An 18,751-nucleotide genomic window follows, 5' to 3' on the forward strand; every position below is an offset into this window, starting at 1 on the left:
CGTCCAAGCCGTCGACGGCCACTGCCGCGCCCCCGGCTGCACCGTCCCGGCCCACCGCTGCGACCTCGACCACGACATCCCCGCCCCACACGGACCCACCTCGACCGACAACCTGTCCGCCACCCACCGCCAACACCACCGGATCCGCACCACCGGCCTCTGGACCACCCACCGCGACCCCGACATCGGCACCCTCACCTGGACCACCGCCGCCGGACGCACCTACACCACCCACCCCAAAGACTGGCTCGAACACCACCGCACCCCAGTCGACGCACACCCGCGCGAACGCCGCAACGGCGAGCGGCCGCGACCTCAAGGAGAGCCGAGGCCTCCGAATCGCGCGGGCCGTGATGAGCCGCCGTTCTAGCAACTCGGACAGTGGGTTGGCTCGGGTGCTGTCGGCGGGGGCGTGTCGGCCGGGGTCGTGTCGGCTTCGGCGCGGTCGGACGAGCCCGAGCCGAGTCTGCCCGCTGGGGCGTCAGGGGCGACTGGTCCCGTCGCGCGATGTCCACGCGTCCTGCCTGTCAGATGAACAGCAGCTGGGCGCCCTCGGTGAGCTCCATGAAATCCGAGGCCGAGATGATGCCCTCGACGTCGTCGCGCAGGTCGTCCGCGCCAAGGTGCTGCATGTCCGCCGACATCCGGCATCCCCACAGGTGGCCGCCGGAGGCCACGATCTGGTCGAGGAACTCGGGCACCTCCGGCACGTCGAGCTCGGCGATGGCCTTCTTCATCTGGGACGTCGCCAGGTGGGTCATCCCGGGGACGCCGCCCAGGCCTTGCGGCATGTGAGTCGCCGTGTTGCCGAGGGGTGTGAACTTGAGCTCGCCGCTCGTCTTCTTGTTGATGATGTCGAAACCCCAGAACGTGAAGAACAGGTGCGTCTCGATGCCCTCACCCAGGGCTGCGTTGGCGAGGATGAGGCCGGGATAGGCCATGTCGAGGTTGCCTTTGCTGCAGATGATCGCGAGCTTGCGGTCTGCGGAGGTCGGGCTGTCGAAGTCAGGCACGACAGGCGTGGCGGTAGCGGTGTTGGTCATCACACACATCCCTTCGGCTTGGGCAGGCCGGCGACATAGGCCATCTTCTTGGCCGGCTTGCCGGGGAACAGGGTGAAGAGGGTCTTGACCGGGACTCCGGTCTGGGTGCTGGCCCGGCGCAGGGTGGCGGTCTCTCCTTGAGTGGCGTAGTCGTCTCGCAGGAACCGGACGAGCCTCCAGTGCTCGTCGGTCATGGTGATCCCGATCAGGCGGGCCAGCTCCTCCCCCAGCTCGTCACTCCACTGGTCGGGTCTGGTGAGGAAGCCCTCGTCGTTCACGTCGACCTGGTGGCCGGCGATCATCGCGGTTGTCATGGTCTTGACGCTCCTTCCTGCGTCAGGCGGCGGGCACCTTCCCCGCCGTGGACATGTGGGCGGGCAGTCCCATCGGGCGGCCCGGAAGCAGGACGTGCCAGTACAGGTGCCGGAAGGCGAGCTTGCCCAGGTGGTTCGACCGGCTCTCCTTGAGCAGCCTCATCGGGCCCACCACCGGCAGGGGGAACGTGCCGGTGAGTGGCTCCGTGTCGTAGTTGAAGTCGAGGAGCAGCGCCTTGCCGCGGCCCGACTCGACGAAGCAGTTGGCGTGGCCGTCGAACGCGTGACTCATCGGCTGCCCCGCGACCAGCTCCATGAAGTTCTCGACGAAGACCTCGACGGAGAAGTGCGCGACCGAGCCGGCCTTCGAGGTCGGCAGGTTGGCGGCGTCGCCCAGCGCGAAGATCGTCGGGTGTGCCGTGGACTGCGATGTGTGCCGGTCGACCGGCACATAGTTGAGCTCGTCACCGAGTCCTGATCGCGCGACGAACTCGGCCCCCATGTTTAGGGGGACGGTGACCAGGAGGTCATAGGGCACCTCTCGCTCGTCGTAGGAGACGAGCAGCTTGCGGTCCTGGTCGATGCTCTCGACCATGAAGTCGGTCTCGACGCGCACGCCCCGCTCTGAGAGCAGGTGCCCCAGCTCCCGGCTCGCCACCGGCTTGGTGAACGCTCCGTCCAGCGGAGTCACGAAGACGAGCTCGGTGCGCTCTCGTAGTCCACGACGACGCAGATAGTCGTCGGCGAGGAACGTGAACTCCAACGGAGCGACGGGGCACTTCAGGGGCAGCTCCGTGATGTGCACGACGAGCCGGCCACCGGAGAATGCTGCGAGCTGACGTCGGAGCGCCATCGCACCGTCGTAGGTGTAGAACTCCCCCACCGAGCGATGCCACTCGTCGCCGAGCATGCCCGTCGTCTGGTCCGGTCGCGGCGTCGTGCCGGTGGCGATGACCAGATAGTCGTAAGCCAGCCGGCGGCCGTCGACGAGTGCGACGGTGCGAGCCTCGGGGTCGACCTGGTCGACGTCGCCGAACAGCAGGTTGACGCCGTCATGGATCAGCGGATGCCGCGACCGACGCACCTTCTCGGGAGGGAGCAGGCCGAAAGGGAGAAAGAGGTAGCCGGGTTGGTAGTCATGGATGTCGTCGCGGTCGACGACCGTGATCTCCCACTCGCTGGCCGGAAGGCGCTGCCTCAGCTTGTTCACGACGATGGTGCCGGCCGTGCCCGCTCCCAGGACCACGAGTGACTTCGTTGTGGTGGTCATGGATCGAACATACCTCTGGGGGTATACCAGACGCAGTGATGCAGCAGACATCCTGGGTGTGACCTAGACGACAGAATGCATTGCCACACAAAGGTTTTCGGGTTGATGTAGGCAGGTGGAAGCCCGGCGGAACCGACCCCAAGGGACATCCCGCCGAGCGTCCGATCGGCTCAGCTCCGGCCGGGCAGCTCGCGACCGCTGATGCTCTCCGCCCTCACCCGAATCCACACGGTGCCCTCGTCCGGGAACTGGATCCACGGCGCGTCCGCACGGCCTTCGAGAGCGCGGATCTCTGGCTCGCTGGTGACTTCGACCGCCGGCCCTTGCATGAGCACGCTCCAGCCCGAGCGCTCGGCGACGTCGTAGCCGTCGGCCTCGAACGCGACCTCGTCCCGGTCGAGCGCCGCCTGGATCTTCGAGGCGCCGGCTGTCCGGAAGCAGACGTCGACGCCGTCCACGACGTGTGCGACAGGCAGGACGGTGATCGCACCGTCGAGCCGGAAGGCCACCCGCCCGATCGGCGCGGAGGCCAGTCTCGCGAGGCACTCATCCAGCCCGAGGACGACGAGGCCGGTGTGGTCGCGTGCGCTGTCGGCCAGCTCTGCGGTGCTCATGGTCGTGCTCCTTTCGGTCACCCGGGCGCGTCCCGTCGGATCGATCCTCGTCGAGGGCGGACCAGCGCAGCAGGGTCGAAGGTCCCTGTCAGTGCCGCAGACGTCACGTCACGGTTGCCGTATGGGTGCTGGTCGAGCCGGCGGGTGTGAACGCAGATGGATGCCGCACTGACCTTCCTCGGGGCCGCCGGCACCGTGACCGGGAGCAAGTTCCTGCTCGAGCGAGGAAGCGCCCGGGTCCTGGTCGACTGTGGGCTCTACCAAGGTGAGCGGAAGTGGCGCCGGCTCAACTGGGAGCCGTTGGCCGTGTCCCCCACGTCGATAGCCGACGTCGTGCTCACGCACGCCCACCTCGACCACTGCGGGTACCTGCCCCGACTCGTACGTCAGGGATACGGCGGGCCGGTGTGGGCGACGCCCGGGACCGCCGCGCTGTGCGACATCGTCCTGCGCGACAGCGCGCACCTGCAGGAGGAAGAGGCGACGTATGCCGCTGCCGCCGGGTACTCGCGCCACGACCCTCCGCTGCCGCTCTACACCGTCAGCGACGCGGTGCGGACATCAGAGCTGATCCGACCCATCGGCTACGGGGAGCAGGTCGCTCTGGAGTCAGGAGTGACCCTTACCGTGCACCGAGCAGGGCATGTGCTCGGCTCCGCTTCGGTCCTGCTCGAGCTCAACGGCACCAGCGTGCTGTTCTCAGGGGACCTGGGTCGTCCGCATCACCCGCTCCTGCTCCCCCGGAGCGACCCTCCTTCCGCGCGCATCGTTGTCATCGAGTCCACGTACGGCGACGCAGCCCATCCGTCGCGTCCCGCCGACGGCCACGATCGGCTCGGTGACACCATCAGACGCACGATCGGCCGGGGCGGGTCCGTGGTCATCCCGGCTTTCGCCGTGGACCGCACCGAGCTGGTGCTGCTCGCCATCGAGAGGCTGCGGCGCCGTGGGTCCATCCCGGATGTGCCGGTCTACGTGGACAGTCCGATGGCGCTGTCAGCACTGGACGTCTATCGCCGCCCGGATCTGAGCGACGAGATGCGCCCCGAGGCCCTGATCGAGCTCACCACGATGCACGGCCTGAACGAGTCCCGCACCGCGCAGGAGTCACAGCGGCTCAACAACCCGGGCAGGCCCAGCATCATCGTCTCCGCTTCCGGCATGGCGACCGGAGGCCGAGTGCTGCACCATCTCGCAAGCCTGTTGCCGCACCCTCGCAACAGCGTCGTCCTCACCGGGTACCAAGCCGTCGGCACGCGCGGGCGAGCCCTTCAGGACGGTGCGCGCGAGGTCAAGCTGCTCGGCAGGTATGTGCGCGTTCGCGCCGAGGTCGTGGTCGACGACACCTTCTCCGTCCACGCGGATGCCGGCGAGCTGGTGTCGTGGCTCGAGGCCATGCGCGAGCCACCCGAGTCCGTCTACGTCGTGCATGGCGAGCCGGCGGCCAGTGCCGCACTGGCCGAGCGCATCAGACACAGCATCGACTGTGCGGTTGTGGTCCCGCGCGTGGGCGAGCGGGTCCTGCTGGCCTGACGGAGCGTTCAGCTGCCCGCTCACACCTGCAGATGGCGTGAACGGCTCACGAGCCGTCCTTGCGATGCGCCGGCTCGTGCGTCACGGCATACACGGCTGCCTGGGTCCTGCTCTCCATTCCGAGCTTCGCCAGCACCGACGTGACGTAGTTCTTCACCGTCTTCTCGGACAGCGAGAGCGACTCCCCGATCTGTCGGTTCGTCAGACCCGACGCGACATGGTCGAGGATCCTGCGCTCCTGCGGGCTCAGGTGGCGTAGCCGCGGATCGGGCGTGTCGTCGCTGCTCGTCCATCTCTTGCGCAGCATTCGGACGCGCTCGCCGTCCAGCAGGTTCTCTCCGGCGGCCACCCGCTGGATCGCGTCGACGAGCCCGTTGCCCTTGATGTCCTTCAGCAGGAAGCCGGACGCGCCGGCCAGCACCGCCGATGCGAGGGCGCTCTCCTCGTCGTACGACGTGAGGATCAAGGCCTTGATGTCAGGGTCGACCGACCGGATGCTTCGACACGCGTCGATGCCGGATCCGTCGGGCAGCCGGGCATCGAGGACGGCCACATCGGGTCGGAGTGCCGGCACTCGCCGTTCCGCCTCGCGAGCGAGCCCGGACTCCCCCACGATCTCGAAGCCGGGTGTGCTCTCCAACAGCTCGCGCAGGCCACGCCGGACGATCTCGTGGTCGTCCAGCAGGAAAACCTTGATCGTCACGTCGGGCCACTCCTTGGGGACTTCGAGGGCGCGCCGGGGACCCGGCACGTCGCCACTATCGATCGTGCACGAGGACGCCGACTGGTCATAGGGCCGAACGTCCCGGGCGCGTCCGGACCGGCACCGACCACGTGAGTCGCGTTCCCGTCGGCGAGGCTGCCGCTACGGTGAATGATCCCGAGCGCGACGTCGCGCGGCGCTCGAGGTTGGCGAGTCCGCTGCTGCGCCCCCGGGCCCCGATCCCGACGCCGTCGTCGACGATCTCGATCCGCACCCTCGGCCCGCACGTGAGTCTCACGCAGCCCGTGCCTGCGCGAGCATGACGGGACATGTTCGACAGCCCCTCCCGGATCACGGCCGCCACATCGTCCTGGAGCGACTCTTCCAGCGCGGTCACGTCGCCAGTCAGCTCTAGGCGTGGCTCGAACCCCAGGCTGTCTGCATACGACCTCACGATCCCCTCGATGTCCACGGGATCGACGGGAGCACCGGCGTTGGCGTGCAGGTCGAAGATGGTCGAACGAATGTCCTTGATCGCATCGTCCAGGCTGTCGACAGCCTCGTCCAGCCGCTGCTGGACCAGCGGATGGACGGCAAGCCTGCCGGCAGACTGCAGGGACAAGCCGGTCGCGAAGAGACGCTGGATGACATGGTCATGCATGTCGCGGGCGATCCGGTCACGGTCTTCCAGCATCGCGACGAGCGCCCGATCATGCTGTGCCCTCGATGCCGTGAGCGCGAGCCCCGCCTGCTGCGCGAACGCCGCCAGGTCTGCCATGGCATCGCTGGCGGCCTCGGCCTCGGCCTTCTCCGGTGACCAGGCGAGCAGCAGGAACCCGATGTCGCCCACCCCGACCGGGATGGGCACGATCGCCACCGGACCCGCGGCATCGAGACCAGCGATGGACGCCACGGCTGACACGACAGCGCTCGAACCGCGGGTGTCGGGGCCGGGCAGCAGGAGCAGATCCTGGCTGGCGCCGAACACCTCGGCCCAGTGCAGTCCCCCGAGCACCGGCCAGTCGTCCGGTCGCTCGCGCGAACCGGCCGGCTCTCCATCGGCGAGATGCATGGCCCGGACCGAGACGTGGCCGGCTTCGTCGCGCAGCGCCACGGCGCACATCGCGCTGCCGGTGAGGCCGCACACCAGCTCGACCATGAGCCGGAGCGCGCGATCCTCGTCGTCGCCTTCGAGCAGCGACTGGGTCAGGGTGCCGGTGGCCTCTGCCCACCACCGCTGTCGTTGGGCCCTCTCGTAGAGGCGGGCGTTCTCGATCGCTACACCAGCCGCCGCGGCCAGAGCCACAAGGATCGACTCGTCGGCCGCCGTGAACTCATGCCCGCCCTGGCGCTCGGCGAGGTACAGGTTGCCGAAGACCTCGTTCCGGATCAGGATCGGCGTGCCGAGAAAGCTCGTCATGTGCGGGTGGTGCGGCGGGAACCCATACGAGTCCGGGTGAGCGGTGATGTCCGTCAGCCGCCGCGGCCGCGGGTCCCTGATCAGCAGGCCCAGGACCCCATGGCCCCGCGGTGGGTCACCGATGAGCTCCCTCTCCTCGGCGCTGACCCCGTGGGTGACGAACTCGACAAGGTGCTCCCCGTCCGGGGAAAGGACACCCAGGGCCCCGTAGCGAGCATTGACCAGTGCGCAGGACGTACGCACGATGCGGCCCAGCACCTCGGACAGCTCCAGATCGGCGCTGACTGCTGTGACGGCGTCGAGGAGGGCTTCGAGCTGCGCGTGCCCACGCAGCTCGGCGCCCGCCGGGTCCGCAGGGTTGGACGTCGGATCCTCGACGCTCGCAGCCGAGCCGTCCGACCAATGTCCTTCGGCTGCCAACGGTTCGCCCGAGCCCACATCAGGAGCCTAGCCCGGCCGCAGTCCCCGGCGGTGCAGAGCGAAGGTGCCCCGACGAACATCACAGTGCGGTCGTGGCGGGACCATCGGCCCAGGGCGACAGCCGTCTCGCAGGTCATCCTTGGGATCATGACCGGCCCCCGACCCCGACCTCGTGCTGTCCGTCGCGACCCGGGCACTCGGGAGGTAGTCGGCGGCCTGGTCAACGACGAGTGCGCGAGCGCCGTCGCCACGACGACGGTTCGGCTCGCGCGAGAGCTCGCCGCGCAGGTCCGGTTCGTGCAGGTGATCCCCGAAGGAACCACCCCGGCACGTCGGGCGGAGCTCGAGGACGGCGTCCTCGCTGCTGCGCTGGACGCCCTTCGCGGCCAGCCTCGGGTCCGGGTCACCTTCGAGTATCCGTGTGGCGATCCAGGACGGCTTCTGGTCGACCGCAGCCGGGGGGCGCTGGCCCTCGTGGTCGGCGAGGACCACCTGAACGAGTCCGACGTGATGGGCCACGTCGCGGACTACTGCCGCGCCATGGCGGGCTGCCACGTTCACGTCGTAGCCGACGAGTCCCCCGCCGGGACCTTGGTCCCTGCCCGGGCACCACGGCGCGCGAAAGGGTTGGAGCACAAGGAGAAAGGACGATCATGAAGGCGGCAACGGACATCGTCGTGGGCTTCGATGGGAGCCCTGGTGCTGAGTGCGCGGTGGACTGGGCGGCTCAGGAGGCCGACCGCCGCGGTGTAGCGCTGCGCGTGGTGACGGCCAGGGTCTATGTGGACCTCCCGTTCGCGGGCGCCGGCGTCCTCGCCGTGCCCCCCCGAGACCCGTCCGCGTCCGCGTCCGGTGTCGTGGCCGAGGGGCGGCGGCGTGCGGAGAAGGTCCTCGAGGACGCACGCGTCGCGACGGTTACCATCTGGGGGCAGCCCGCGGGTGCCTTGGTGGACGAGTCGCGCGAGGCATCCCTGGTCGTCGTCGGGCACCCAGAACGAGGCAAGGCGCGTGAGTACATCACGGGCTCAGTCGCGTTCGCTGTCGCGGCACACTCGAAGTGCGACGTCGCCGTCGTGCCACCGGGCGATCTGGTCCTGCCCAGGCCCGACCGCCCCGTGGTCGTCGGCGCCGACGGAAGCCAGGCGGCCATGCAAGCTGCCCTCCGGGCGGCTGAGATCGCCTCCCGTTGGGGTGCTCCGTTGCTGGTCGTCCGGGCGTGGCAGCTCCCGAGCCTGACTGGATGGGCGGGTTCCGTTGGTGGCGTCGCCGCAGAGCCCGACGAGATCGCCTTCTACGAGAGTGCGGCTCGCGAGTCGGTCGACTCGACTGCGGGGGCGGTTCAGGAGTCCTTCCCGGACGTCACGGTCCAGACCCGGGTCGTCGAGGCACATCCCGTCGTGGGACTGCTCGACGCGGCCGAGCAGGCGGGCCTCCTCATCGTCGGGACCCGGGGACTCGGGGGCTTCAAGCGCCTGCTGCTCGGGTCGGTCAGCCGCGCTGTCATCCACTACGCCGAGACGCCGGTCATCGTGGTTCGCACGTGACGCTGGTGCCGTCACGGCGGGAAGGCTTGCGGGCGGGTATGCCGGGTGCGCCGACAGCGCCCTCAGCGCGGATGCGCGTCAGGGACGTCGGCGCACCAGCCACACGGTCGCCGCAAGCAGCAGGAGGGACACGACGGCCAGCCAGGTGACCTCCATGGCCTGGAAGGTCCAGTAGCGGCTGTCGGGTTGGTAGGTGGTCCACTGGGTGTAGCCGTGCTGGACCAGGTAGTGGAACGGGTCGGTCGGGTCACCGCCGGGCTTGGCAGCGACATCGCCGCCCGCGTTGCTGGTCTGGAAACCGAGGGACTGCAGCACCTGGTTCACCTGAGCGTCGCTGACTCGGACACCTCCCCGGGTCCACCAGGTCCCGAGCACCTGGTCGCCGCTGGACACTCGCGGTTGGGACGTGTCGAGGGGTGCGAGGTAGTGATACTTGCGCAGCTCGGCGGTGAGGAAGGCGAGTCCGGTCCAGGCGGCCAGGGTGGCGACGAGGGCGGGCACGACGCGCCTCGTGAGCAGCCCAGCGAGCACGCCGATGGAGTACGCCAGCAGGGGCCATCCGACCGCGGCGACACCGGTGATCCCGAACACGATGGGATGCAGCCGCTGCAGGTCGCCGGCGCCGATCAGAGGGACGTCGTACCAGGAGACGAGGGCTCCGTAGAGCGCGCCCATGATGGCGACGCCGACAGCGCCGGGGACGACGACAGCCAGCAGCCAGCGGATCGGCCCGGCCCCCTGCGTCCAGGCGAACCGGAAGGTGCCGGTCTCGAGCTCTCGTGCGAGCAGTGGCGCGCCGACGAAGGCTCCGAGGACGCCCGGCAGGAACACGAGCATTCCGTCGATGAACCCCGGGCTGCCGTAGGTGTCCTGGAAGGTGTCCCAGGCGAAGTGGCATGCCGCAGATGCCAGGGGCCGGCACGCCACCGCTGCGTCGTACGCGCTCCTCATCTGCTCGCCGCGAATCACGAGGTACAGCGCCACAGCGCCCAACACCGCAACGGCCCCGGCCACCGTGGCGCGATACCGCCGCCAGGCGACCCACCCGAGGCGACGCCACGGCACAGGACGAGCTGCGGATGCCGGAGTCACCGTCAGGGCGGTGGTCATGGCTCGGCCCCCACGGCTGCAAGAGCGGGCGCCGACGGTGCATCACGCAGGTAGGCCATCGCGAGCTCCTCAACCCCGACCGCGCGGGCCTGCCAGCCGACCGGCTCGGGATCGACCGCCGGGTCGAGTCCCACGAGCAGATGTTGCTGTGCGCCGGCCACGCTCGACTCGATGACCTCCCAGCTAGGGTCGGGTGGCTTACCCGCTGGTCCCGTCATGAGCCGGTGCCGGTCGCACAGGTCGTCGACGGGTCCGTCGAGCCGGACGAGTCCGTGGGTGATCAGGACCAGGTAGTCGGCGACGCGTTCGAGCTCAGCCAGGACGTGCGAGGAGAGCAGGACCGACACGCCGTCCTCGGCCATCGCACCCATCACGGTCGCCATGAAGTCGTGACGGGCGATCGGGTCGAGCCGCGCGGTCGGCTCGTCCATGACCAGGAGCCGCGGATGCCGCGCGAGTGCGAGCGTCAGCGCCAGCTGAGCCTGCTGCCCGCCGGACAGTCGCCCCGTCCGGGTGTGATCCGAGATCTCGAGCTCGCCCAGTCGGCGGCGGGCGAAAGCGAGGTCGAACCCGCGGTTGAGGTTGCGGGTCAGGTGCACCATGTCTCCCACAGACAGGTGGGCGTACAGCGGCATGTCCTGGGCGACGAAGGCAATGCCGTCGAGTGCGGCAGGCGAACCCGCGGGGACCCCGTCGAGAACGGTGACCTCGCCGCTGGTCGGGGCCACCAGGCCGACGGCGATGAGCAGGAGGGTGGTCTTGCCGGCGCCGTTGGGACCTACCAGGGCTGCGAGGTGGCCCTCCGGGATCGCGAGGGTGCAGTCTCGAAGAGCCGAGGTGCGGCCATATCGCTTGCTCAGCCCTCGGGCCTCGATGATGCTCACGCGACACCGCCGCTGACCTGGTCCGAGCCCGGCTGCAGGCCGCCGGCGTCGCTCGTCCGCCGGCGCTCATCGAAATCCCGCAAAGTCGTGCTGAACAGCGCAACGACACGGCTCTCGTCCAGCCCCGCTGCCTCAGCCTCCTCGAGCCAGCGAAGCAACCGCCGACGCAAGCCCGCGAGCTCGGGCAGCGTCGCCGTGGTCCCGTCGCCCTCGACGAAGGTGCCTTGGCCGGGACGACCCGATGCCAGGCCCTTGTGCTCGAGCTCTCGGTAGGCCTTGAGCACCGTGTTCGGGTTGATGGCGAGGTCCGCGACGACCTCCCGGACCTTCGGCAGCTGGTCTCCCCGCCTCAGATAGCCGACGAGCAGCGCCTCCTCTACCTGACGCACGAGCTGGAGGTAGGTCGGCACGCCGGACGCCGGGTCAAGACGGAACTCGATCGGCGACCGCGCCGGTGCCGACTCAACCCCTCGCCCGCTGATCGGCTTATCTAGTGTCATAAGACAACGGTACTTCTCGACGGCTCAGCGTCAACCCCAAGGGCAGGCGCGCGCGGACCCTCGGCGCCGGCATACTCGCGGCCGGGTCGCGAAGGTCGTCCTCGTCAACGACGGGGCCCGGGTCAGGAGATGGCCTCAGGACGCGTGGCGGCGGCGCGCCCACCAGGACCTGTGGGGGACGGGAACGGCGTGCGACGATGCGGGCCGTGCGCAGATGACGCAGTCAGGTCGGCCACACCCGGGCGACCCCATCGCCGTGATCAGCGCAATGGCCCGGTCGGTGTACTCGTCCGCCAGCTGCCAGACGAGGTCCATGCGATCCTCGCCGACGGCGGCGTTGACTTCCCAGATATACGCCTCGTGCAGCTCGCGCAGCAGGTCGGTATCACTCATCGAGTACCTCCGACCTCTGCCGCCCGGCCGGGTGCCCCGCGGCTGGATCCGCGCGTGCGTCGCGGCTCTGGAGGGCCGTGACGTGAGTATGCCGGGCCTGGCTCGATTGTATCCGCGATGCCGTGCCTCTGACCGCAGGTCACTGGCGCAGGCGCGCCACCAGCTGGTCGTTCGCGTCGCGCCAGCGCTGTGACATCGAGCTGCCGCCATGCCCGTCCCCTTCATCGACGATGAGCGTCGACCCGGGCCAGCCTCGGTGCAGCTCCCACGCAGTCACCGTCGGGGATGAGATGTCCCGTCGACCCTGCACCAGCACGCCCGGAATGTCTCGGAGGCGTTCCATCCCATCTCGGATCGGCGGACTGCAGAACCCGTCGTGCGACCAGTAGTGCGCCGTGAGGCGCACGAACGCGTGCCGGAAACGCGGGTCGTCCCACCTCGGGTCGCGCCGGAAGCCTCCGGTGCCGATGGAGATATGAGTGTCTTCCCAAAGGGCCCACTCCTGTGACGCGATCTCACGGACAGCCGGGTCTGCCGATTCCATCAGGTGCGCATACGCCTCGACCAGCCGACCCTGACCGCGGCGATAGCCGATGCCGGCGCTCTCGGCGTGAGCGGCGAGACGGTCCCAGGCCTCTGGAAACACGCTGCCGACGCCCTCAGTGATCCAGTCGACCTCACGTCGGCTCGTCGTCGTGACGGCGAACAGGACGATGCCGAGCACTCGGTCTGGATGTGCCTGCGCATACGCCAGCGCCAGGGTGGACCCCCAGGACGCGCCGTTGACGATCCACGAGCTGATGCCGAGGCGCTCGCGAAGGTGCTCGATGTCGCTGACGAGGTGGTCGGTCGTGTTGGCAGACAGGGACACCGACGGGTCTGAGGCATGTGGGGTCGAGCGCCCGCATCCCCGCTGTTCAAAGCCCACCAACCGGGTCTGGTCGAGGTCGAACTGCGTGCGGTACAGGCTCGTGCGCAGGCCGCCGCCCGGACCACCGTGAAGATACACAGCCGGGACACCAGACCGCGATCCCCACTCTTCCCAGTAGATCTCGTTCCCCTCACCGACATCGAGCATCCCTTGAGCACGAGGGTCAGCGGGTGCGGTCACCACGCAATGACACCACACGATGTCACCACGCGATGAGAGCCGGATCGTCGCGGCCAGGCCGGGCCGCTACCTGGTCGGCAGTCTGGGCACGAGCGCCGGGACGCGGGCGGCATACGCGTCGTAAGCAGGCCCGAACTCTCGCCTGAGGTCGCGTTCCTCGAACGCGATCCCCACGGCGATGTACCCGCTCGCGGCGAGGGCGAAGAAGAGATGCGCTGCTCCCAGGTGCGGAGTCACCCAGAAGGCCACCAACAGGCCCGTCATCAGCGGATGGCGCACGACACCGTGGAGGCCGTCGACCCGCAGGCCCGCGATGGTCCCGACGTCCCGCCGTGGCGCCCATCCGACCTGTCGCAGACCGAGGAGCTCGAGATGGTCGACCGCAAACGTCGACGCGATCGCGAGGATCCAGCCGGTTGCACACAGCGACCACAGCACGATCGCGGCCAAACCGTCGACGCGCCAGACCTGGCCGCCCCACGGTTGCCACAGCAGGAGCAGCACGGCGAGGCAGAGGTCGGTGGCGAGGACGTATGCCGTGCGCTCGAGCGCCGGGGGGACGCGCCGACGGAGCCACGACTTCAATTGATGACGTGCCATCACAGAGTGCTGCACGGCGAAGAGCAGCAGGAGCGCAGTGTCCACGACGATCGCCCAGGCGGTCGTCGTGCGTGCGGGTCCGTCGACGGTCCTCGGGACGACGACGCCGGCGAGGAATGCCATGGTCCACAAGGTGACCGCAACGAACCCGCACCAGCCGGCTGCGGAGAGAACGAGATACACGGGGCGTCGTGACATGACTTCATCGTGCGAACATCTGCAGGCCGAGTCAGCCGTGGAACTACCTCAGTTGGGTGGTCCGCTCGCCACGTACCAGGCGGCGATCTGCGAGCGGGTCCTGAACCCGAGGCGCAGCCGGATCCGCTCGACATGCGACTCGGCCGATCGCTCGGTGATGCCCAGGCGCTGGGCCAGCTGACGGTTCGTGAGACCGTCGGCCACGAGAGCGGCGACCTCTGACTGGCGGGGTGTGAGCCCGGTCGGCATCGTGCTTCTGAGCTGGGCCAGGCCGAGGAAGCGCCGAACCTGGGCAACGACGGACTCTGCGTCCCCGAACGCAGGCAGATGTGAGCGGCCCTCGAGCTCGACGAGCTGCGCATCGGGGATCTCGTCGGCCAGGACCACGCTCTGGCTGACGGGCGCGGCGCGGTCGCCGCGCCGGTGCAGCACGAGCGTCGGCGCTGTCACGCGCGGAAGGACCGGACGCACGTCGATGTCGTACGCGAAGCGCAACAGTGCCACCGCTGTCTCGGGCGAGGAGGCGGCGCGCTGGTAGCCGGCGAGGGCTCTGCGAGTGCCGGCGTCCGCGTCAGGCGCGAAGAGATCGGTGAGGAGGTCCGAGCCCAGGCCCCAGTGAGTCGAGAGGAGCCCGAGAACATGGCGCCTGCTGTCGTCGTCGCCGATGGCGGCACCTGTGGCCCAGCCGCCGTACAGCACCAGTCGCGAGACCCCGGCGGGCCGGTCTGCGGCCCACTGGGCCGCCACCGCTGCCCCCATGGACCAGCCGAGAAGGTCGAAACGGGTCATGCCGATCGCCTCGGTGACCGCCTTGATCGTGGCCACCTCAAGGTCCATCGTGCGCGGGCCCTCGTATGCGTCGGAGAGCCCGCAGCCCGGTCGGTCGTAGCGCACCAGCGTGCGGCCCGACGACAGCGCCTCGTAGAAGACGCGGTCGGCCGGGATCGCCCAGCCCAGCTCGAGATGGCTCAGCCAACCCGGCACCGCAAGAAGGAACGGACCGGTGCCCGTCAGGGCGTAGGCCACTCGCGCCCCATCGGCCAGAGGCGCCATCCCCAGACGCTGGTCCCGGGCAGCCACGGCACCAGTGAACCGCAGTGAGGTCGGTTCAGGGCACGAGTGACGCGATGGCGTCACGACCCGTGCTACGCCCGGTCGAAGACGAGGTCGAAGTCCTTGCGCCAGGTGGTTCCGCGATCCTCAGATGCTTCCCAGCGGCCCGCGATCCGGCTGGGCCCGACGTCGGCGATGAACCGCTGGAACATGTCAGGGTCCTCTCGGCTCAGGGTCCACGCAGAGCCGGCGAACGTCATGGCGAACACGCGGCATACCCCTCGTTCGTCGTGGTAGAGCGCGGTGAATGCGTCGCGTGCGTCACTGCGACCAAGGACCAGGACCATCTCGCTCGTGGCGGATCCGACATCGCCCTCCATCGTCCAGCGGAACACCACGAACGCGTCGCCCAGCCACTCGACCGTCGCTGAGCCTGGCACCTCGAGGTCGGCCGGTTCCAGGAACCACGCGTTTCGCAGCGTCGCGTGCCACGACCCGACCAGGACAGCCAGCCGCTCCATGGCCTCGTTGCGCATCGCTCCCCCTTGTGGCGTCAGTACCGGGCCCTGCCGACGTGTCCGGCGCGGCTAGGTGTTGGGAGCGACCGGCCTGTCGCTGACCGGGGTGATCTCGCAGACCGTCACGCCCGTGCCCGGCTTGAGGAACGCCTGGAGATGCGCGATGTCGTCGGTCTCCACCACGAGATACGTGGTGTGCTGGGGGAAAGCCAGCCAGAAGCCGTGGATCGTCACGTCCGGGTTGTCGCGGTCGAAGAGCGACCGTGACCCGCCCGCGCCGTACGGGCAGTCCGCCGGGGCATGAGATTGCTTGATATGGAACAGCATGGTGCTCCTCGGTCATCATGCGTCCAACCGGACGCCTCCCGTCGTCTCAGAGTGTAGCGACGGCCCGTGCGGCAGCCCGGTCCTTTCAGGATGACGCCCCGAAGAGAACTCGTACCCGGGCCAGGGCGCCGTACGCACGTGGCTGGCCGACACGTCGGGTATGCCGCCGGGTCGAGTCCGCAGCCCGCGTCGCGTTCCACCGCCGATCGGCGGCGCGGCGCGCCGAGGTCTGTGGCCGAGCTTGGCGCGCAGGGGGCGTTCGACGAAGCGGAAGCTCGCCTCGGCCAGGACGACAGACATGACGATCCAGGCGACATCACCGACCACAGTGCGGCCGAGCACACTGAGCACCGCAATTCGCGCCAGGACGTTCCAGAGATAGATCGAGTACGACCTTTCGCCGAGCCACCGCATCAGGCGGCTAGCGAGGAGGCGTCCAGCTGCAGAAGCCGGTGCCGATACGACACCAGCCAAGATCACGATGGTCAGGACGGTCCCCGCGACGATCACCAGAGAGGCGCGATAGGTGTCGTTCCGATATGCCAGAACCGGCAGCAGGGCCACGGCCATCAACGCTGTCGGCGCGAGACGCCGAACCGTCATGGTGAGCCACGTGTTGTGAACAACCATCGCGAGCAGTGAGCCGACCAAGATGGGCAGAGCGTTCGTGTCTGTCCCGACATACTCGTGTTGGTCGAAGAACACCTCTCGACTCAGGCCGAGGTAGAGGTCAAGCGCCACGGTGATTCCGATGAGCGTCACCGTGAGTGCTGCGAACAGCCGAGGACTGCGTCGGTATCCCCACAGCAGGGCCAACGGCCAGAGCAGGTAGAACTGCTCTTCGACGGAGAGCGTCCAGGTGTAGTTCAGGTAGTCCTGGGTCGCGAAAGGATGGCCGGCCCAGTCGAAGAGACTTGTCGTATAGGTGACTGCTGCGCCGGCGGGTCCGAGAATCTGCCCGACGCCGAGGTCGTGCCGGACCAGGTACAGCACCACCATCGTCACCGCCACGACTGTCACCAACGCCGGGCAGAGGCGCGCAGCGCGCCGGCGATAGAACGCCCGGATATCGATGCGGCCGGTGTCGAGCTCCCGGACCAACAAGGTGGTGATGAGATACCCCGACAGGCAGAAGAACACCGTCACACCGACGAAGCCGTCGATGAGCGGTCTGGTCGGGGCGTGCTGGCCGAGGACCAGAAGGATTGCCACGCCACGGACGCCATCCAATCCGGGCTGGTTACCCCGGTCGTGCACCGACCAATTTTACCCTGGTCCTACTCTGGCGGTGGCGACGGCGCCCGAGACAGGGGGACCGACCCGGGTGGCACGCGCGCCGAGACCGGCGCCCTAGGTGGCTCCAGGCCTCCCTCGTCGAGCTGGAACGGCGGGTACGCGTCCGTCATCAGGGCGGCATACGCGATGACCCGATAGACCCACCGGTTCAGCCCGATGATCAAGGCAAAGAGGGACGTCGGGTACCGGCCCGAGAAGAGGAGCATGACCCCGGCAACGATGACGAGCAGGCCGAGGACGCCACCCCCGATCGGGTCGAAGCGGTAGATGTCGCCGTTGCGGGTGCTGGTCCAGCCCCAGCCCCCGCCCACGAACAGGGCCACGATGAGGTACTGCGGGATCGCGAGCAGCCACCACTTCACGAGGACGAGCCCCCGCGACAGGTGATCCGGATACGCGATGTCGAGGGTGGCTGGGTAGTCCGGCTCGGCGCCCAGGCTGAAGGGTGGGTAGCGGTCAGTGCCGAGTCCTCCATGTGCGCAGTACAACTCGACCCGCCAGGACCAGCGCAGCACGCCGAGGTTGAAGCCGAAGAGTCCGCGGGGATAGGTCCCCGTGAAGAGGATCGCGAAGAAGGCGATCAGGGCGACGACGCAGAAGGCGCACCACAGGAACGCCAGCACGATGAAGTGCGGGATCGCGAGCAGCCACTTGACCAGCCACATCCACCGCGAGAGCCCGTCGTCGAGCCACGCATTGATGGCCACCGGACTGCCGGCCCACGGGTGAGCCTCCGGAGCCGGCGGGCCGCCCAGCGGCCCCTCCTGGTCGAGCACCCGGACCGCGCCGACCGCTCCGGGCACCGGCGGACTCGCCGAGTCGGCACCGGCGCTCACATCAGGGGCGCCGTATGCCGGGTACGGGCCAGGCGGGCCGGGCTCCGTCCGCGCGGCGCCGGCACCGAACACGATGAGTGCGACTGCGACACCTGTCAGCAGGACACCGAGCCCCACCATGATCAGGGCCATCGGCAGCAGGAAGCCGGCCCGCACGCCAACCGTGGCAGCAAGGTCGACCCCGGCCGAGCCATCGGCGTTCATCAGCACGGCATCCCAGCGCCCGCTCGAAGGCCTCCAGGTCAGCACCTGCTGGCCTGTCCCAGACACCTTCGACGTCCAGAACGTCTGCTCGGTCGGAGGCGCGATCTCCATGTCTCCGGGAGCCGTGCGGTAGGTCGGCACCCGACGGTCGGAGATGTCGATGATCTGGTCGTGCGCTGTCCCGGCTAGGTAGGCGCTGACGGCATCCGCAGGGCCGAACCCCAGGAAGATCGCCTTTCCTGGGTCCACCGAGCGCGCCGTGAGTCGGATCTCTATGTCAAGACGATCCAGCACCCACTGCGGCACGTCGGGCTCGCTCCGGACAACGACGTCCTCCACCGTGATGGCAGGCGTCGGAGTCCGGAGGCTGTCGAGGGACGCCGAGAAGAAGCCGGCGTCGTCCTTGGCCACGGCGCTCGCGACAGCGATGCCGGCTCCGCCCAAGACCAGCCCCAGACCTGGCAGGAGCAGCAGGCAGCCGATGATCAGGGCGGCGAGGCTGCGGCGGGGCGGCGTCTCAACCGGCGGCTGGTATCCCGGCGGATACCCAGGTGGTGGATGCCTGGGAGGCCCGGACGGAGGTGGTGCTGTGCTGGGAATGTTCATGGTCCAGCGACCTGTCTCGGCTCCGGTAGCCGTATCGTCCTGTCGCCGAGGCGACGCGGACGGCTTCTGTCGGCGTCCTGGAGCTCCCCGGTGTCCTCACGCTACGCCGGACCGGGAGCACTCGTGCCCGGTATAGCCGGACTCGGCCCCGGGCGGAGGACCTTCGGATCTAGCACGGCACGTCGACCGGTCGCACCCTGGAGCCGATGTCCGAGACGGCGGCGCTTCCTGCCCGGCGCTCGGCAGGGCCCGGT

At 68.9% G+C, this 18,751-nt stretch carries 21 protein-coding genes; 4 read left to right on the plus strand and 17 right to left on the minus strand.

From position 1 onward, the window contains the following. Positions 1–370: HNH endonuclease signature motif containing protein (locus tag ACWEOW_RS02715; RefSeq protein WP_452267616.1), on the plus strand; the 370-nt coding region annotated here is incomplete at its 5' end. A gap of 157 nt (positions 371–527) precedes the next feature. Here the strand turns inward: ACWEOW_RS02715 and ACWEOW_RS02720 are convergent. The 4 genes from ACWEOW_RS02720 to ACWEOW_RS02735 form a co-directional block, all read right to left on the minus strand. Next, positions 528–1,043, minus strand: coding sequence for a DsrE/DsrF/DrsH-like family protein (locus ACWEOW_RS02720; RefSeq protein ID WP_452267617.1), 516 nt, complete (start codon positions 1,041–1,043; stop codon positions 528–530). Beyond that, positions 1,043–1,357 (minus strand): TusE/DsrC/DsvC family sulfur relay protein, encoded by a 315-nt coding sequence (locus tag ACWEOW_RS02725; protein WP_452267618.1) that lies wholly within the window; start codon positions 1,355–1,357, stop codon positions 1,043–1,045. Before ACWEOW_RS02725 ends, ACWEOW_RS02720 begins: the two co-directional genes overlap by 1 nt. Before the next feature lie 22 nt (positions 1,358–1,379). Continuing rightward, on the minus strand, positions 1,380–2,627 hold the full coding sequence (gene sqr, locus ACWEOW_RS02730; protein ID WP_452267619.1) for a type III sulfide quinone reductase, selenoprotein subtype: 1,248 nt from the start codon (positions 2,625–2,627) through the stop codon (positions 1,380–1,382). A gap of 170 nt (positions 2,628–2,797) precedes the next feature. Continuing rightward, on the minus strand, positions 2,798–3,241 hold the full coding sequence (locus ACWEOW_RS02735) for a pyridoxamine 5'-phosphate oxidase family protein (protein WP_452267620.1): 444 nt from the start codon (positions 3,239–3,241) through the stop codon (positions 2,798–2,800). Between the two features lie 156 nt (positions 3,242–3,397). Here ACWEOW_RS02735 and ACWEOW_RS02740 point away from each other — a divergent pair, with 156 nt between their 5' ends. Next, positions 3,398–4,774 (plus strand): MBL fold metallo-hydrolase RNA specificity domain-containing protein, encoded by a 1,377-nt coding sequence (locus ACWEOW_RS02740; protein ID WP_452267621.1) that lies wholly within the window; start codon positions 3,398–3,400, stop codon positions 4,772–4,774. 46 nt (positions 4,775–4,820) lie between these two features. Here the strand turns inward: ACWEOW_RS02740 and ACWEOW_RS02745 are convergent, their stop codons facing one another. Continuing rightward, positions 4,821–5,477 (minus strand): response regulator, encoded by a 657-nt coding sequence (locus tag ACWEOW_RS02745; RefSeq protein ID WP_452267622.1) that lies wholly within the window; start codon positions 5,475–5,477, stop codon positions 4,821–4,823. An 85-nt stretch (positions 5,478–5,562) separates the two neighbouring features. Then, the gene (locus tag ACWEOW_RS02750) at positions 5,563–7,335 is read right to left on the minus strand and encodes a GAF domain-containing protein (protein ID WP_452267623.1); all 1,773 of its coding nucleotides are present in this window, start codon (positions 7,333–7,335) and stop codon (positions 5,563–5,565) included. Positions 7,336–7,464: 129 nt separating this feature from the next. Between ACWEOW_RS02750 and ACWEOW_RS02755 the strand changes: the two genes are divergently transcribed. Beyond that, positions 7,465–7,974: a hypothetical protein gene (locus ACWEOW_RS02755; RefSeq protein WP_452267624.1), complete on the plus strand. Its 510-nt coding sequence runs from the start codon at positions 7,465–7,467 to the stop codon at positions 7,972–7,974. After that, positions 7,971–8,861: a universal stress protein gene (locus ACWEOW_RS02760; protein WP_452267625.1), complete on the plus strand. Its 891-nt coding sequence runs from the start codon at positions 7,971–7,973 to the stop codon at positions 8,859–8,861. Before ACWEOW_RS02755 ends, ACWEOW_RS02760 begins: the two co-directional genes overlap by 4 nt. A gap of 78 nt (positions 8,862–8,939) precedes the next feature. On the opposite strand, the gene ACWEOW_RS02765 is transcribed toward ACWEOW_RS02760, so the two are convergent. From ACWEOW_RS02765 to ACWEOW_RS02815, 11 genes are all read right to left on the minus strand, one after another. Continuing rightward, entirely contained in the window at positions 8,940–9,971 is a 1,032-nt protein-coding gene (locus tag ACWEOW_RS02765) for a hypothetical protein (protein WP_452267626.1), read from the minus strand. Then, positions 9,968–10,855 (minus strand): ABC transporter ATP-binding protein, encoded by an 888-nt coding sequence (locus ACWEOW_RS02770; protein ID WP_452267627.1) that lies wholly within the window; start codon positions 10,853–10,855, stop codon positions 9,968–9,970. The genes ACWEOW_RS02765 and ACWEOW_RS02770 overlap by 4 nt, the downstream gene beginning before the upstream one ends. Then, complete coding sequence (locus ACWEOW_RS02775; protein WP_452267628.1) at positions 10,852–11,355, minus strand: GntR family transcriptional regulator; 504 nt, start codon at positions 11,353–11,355, stop codon at positions 10,852–10,854. The genes ACWEOW_RS02770 and ACWEOW_RS02775 overlap by 4 nt, the downstream gene beginning before the upstream one ends. Before the next feature lie 135 nt (positions 11,356–11,490). Beyond that, a complete protein-coding gene (locus ACWEOW_RS02780) occupies positions 11,491–11,748 on the minus strand; it encodes a hypothetical protein (RefSeq protein ID WP_452267629.1) in 258 nt (85 codons plus the stop codon). Between the two features lie 139 nt (positions 11,749–11,887). Continuing rightward, entirely contained in the window at positions 11,888–12,859 is a 972-nt protein-coding gene (locus tag ACWEOW_RS02785; protein ID WP_452267630.1) for an alpha/beta fold hydrolase, read from the minus strand. A 66-nt stretch (positions 12,860–12,925) separates the two neighbouring features. Next, the gene (locus ACWEOW_RS02790; RefSeq protein WP_452267631.1) at positions 12,926–13,657 is read right to left on the minus strand and encodes a methyltransferase family protein; all 732 of its coding nucleotides are present in this window, start codon (positions 13,655–13,657) and stop codon (positions 12,926–12,928) included. A gap of 48 nt (positions 13,658–13,705) precedes the next feature. Then, complete coding sequence (locus ACWEOW_RS02795) at positions 13,706–14,737, minus strand: alpha/beta fold hydrolase (RefSeq protein ID WP_452267632.1); 1,032 nt, start codon at positions 14,735–14,737, stop codon at positions 13,706–13,708. 65 nt (positions 14,738–14,802) lie between these two features. After that, positions 14,803–15,246, minus strand: a complete 444-nt coding sequence (locus ACWEOW_RS02800; protein WP_452267633.1) for a hypothetical protein — start codon at positions 15,244–15,246, stop codon at positions 14,803–14,805. A 51-nt stretch (positions 15,247–15,297) separates the two neighbouring features. Further along, positions 15,298–15,555, minus strand: coding sequence for a DUF3303 domain-containing protein (locus tag ACWEOW_RS02805; RefSeq protein WP_452267634.1), 258 nt, complete (start codon positions 15,553–15,555; stop codon positions 15,298–15,300). Positions 15,556–15,570: 15 nt separating this feature from the next. Next, positions 15,571–16,812 (minus strand): acyltransferase family protein, encoded by a 1,242-nt coding sequence (locus ACWEOW_RS02810; protein ID WP_452267635.1) that lies wholly within the window; start codon positions 16,810–16,812, stop codon positions 15,571–15,573. A 20-nt stretch (positions 16,813–16,832) separates the two neighbouring features. Further along, positions 16,833–18,497 carry a DUF4389 domain-containing protein gene (locus ACWEOW_RS02815; protein WP_452267636.1) on the minus strand — a complete coding sequence of 555 codons (1,665 nt, stop codon included), beginning with the start codon at positions 18,495–18,497 and terminating at the stop codon, positions 16,833–16,835. Between the last annotated feature and the right edge of the window lie 254 nt (positions 18,498–18,751).

The sequence above is a fragment of the Monashia sp. NPDC004114 genome, assembly GCF_053603855.1.